The organism is Flavobacterium amniphilum, assembly GCF_023634845.1.
Classification (GTDB): domain Bacteria; phylum Bacteroidota; class Bacteroidia; order Flavobacteriales; family Flavobacteriaceae; genus Flavobacterium; species Flavobacterium amniphilum.
In genome coordinates this window covers 1-1,430 of record NZ_JAMLJL010000047.1, presented here as the reverse complement: position 1 = coordinate 1,430, position 1,430 = coordinate 1, and the positions used below count along the sequence as shown (strand labels likewise).

At 31.7% G+C, this 1,430-nt stretch carries 1 protein-coding gene; it reads right to left on the bottom strand.

The genetic code is table 11. The features are described from left to right. Positions 1-101: 101 nt before the first annotated feature. Positions 102-1,130 carry a hypothetical protein gene (locus tag NAT51_RS19595; protein WP_250601806.1) on the bottom strand — a complete coding sequence of 343 codons (1,029 nt, stop codon included), beginning with the start codon at positions 1,128-1,130 and terminating at the stop codon, positions 102-104. Between the last annotated feature and the right edge of the window lie 300 nt (positions 1,131-1,430).

Below are 1,430 nucleotides of genomic sequence, written 5' to 3'. Positions count from 1 at the left end.
TATAAAAATTATCCATGGGAACCAATTGATCTAAATTGACAGTGGTAAATAACTTGGGAATAAATGTCTTTGTGCCTTGCATAGCTAAATATACGAAATTCTTATATTTGAGTTGTACAACAGGCACCGCTGTTGTGTGCAGTTATTGGGTGTATAAATAATTCAAAATCTTCATTATTTTTTATTGAAATTAAATCTCCTCCCATCATATTCAAACCACCTCTAATTTCCCCTTTTTCGTATTGTAAAGTTATTGGATCCATAAAAGTAAAACCATAATTGTCAAAATTATGTTTATGTAAACCGTCTTTACTTTTTGGATAGTTCTTAAAAAGGATTTTATTGTGTTTAGGTTGCATTGCCTTTATCAAAGCCTTTTCCGCATCCAAAAAAACAGTTTTTTGCTCAGGATAATTTTTACCCATTAAGGAATCTGTCATTTCTTCAGGAGAAGAATTAACATCGAATGTTTGCATTGTAAGATTATCATGAAATTCGAAAAGAAGTAATACGATTTCATGAGTTGGTAATGAGCCATAAACAAACGGATATTCCAAACTCAAAATATCTTGTAAAGTTTCGTGTCCAGTAAGTCTTTTCCAAATGTCTTGGTCGGTTGCCTTTCCGACATAATGAACTTTATATTTTAGGAAATCTCTAATATTTCCTTCTATTTCGGCTTCAATGTATCCTCTTGAGAAGTTACTTAAAAATTTTTCAGGGGAAAACCACACTAAAAAATTCTCTTCATCATTTGAGATTTCATAAAATTTTAACCCATGAACATTTGTAATGTTATTTCTGTCAAAAATATGATTTGGGTCATTTGAACCAATTACAAGCATTACGTCTTTTTCATAATCAGTTGCTATATTTTCCTGAAAGAAAGGAAGTTTGAACTTTATTATTGAAGAGTTTCCTTTTTGATGAATTTCAAAAGTAATGTACTTTTCATCGTCATTCATCGTTAAGTTTTCAAAACTTAGAATTGGTCTTTGCCCAATTATATATAAACTACTTTGGCGGAGTAGTTCTTGAACAATTTCGTCTGATTTTAAAATACTAAAATCATAACTACTCATTGGACTATAAGCTAATTGTAATTGACTTATTAACGATTTGAATTTCATATAGTTTTTTATAATTGCACACAGCGTCCCGCGGCTTGGCGCGATAGCGGTATCAGCGAACGTTTCATTTTATTTCATCCGTTCGGCTTTCAGCCTCGGGTCGGTTAAAGATAAAGTTTTTCGTGAAGAAAAACGTCAAGTTGAAAAACAACCAGCTATTACGTCAAACCGCTGTGCCTGTTGTACAACTCAAATATAAGAATTTCGTATATTTAGCTATGCAAGGCACAAAGACATTTATTCCCAAGTTATTTACCACTGTCAATTTAGATCAATTGGTTCCCATGGATAATTTTTATA

Coding starts and splice junctions, on each gene's coding strand:
- NAT51_RS19595 (WP_250601806.1), bottom strand. CDS start 1,130: ATGAAATTCAAATCGTTAATAAGTCAATTACAATTAGCTTATAGTCCA.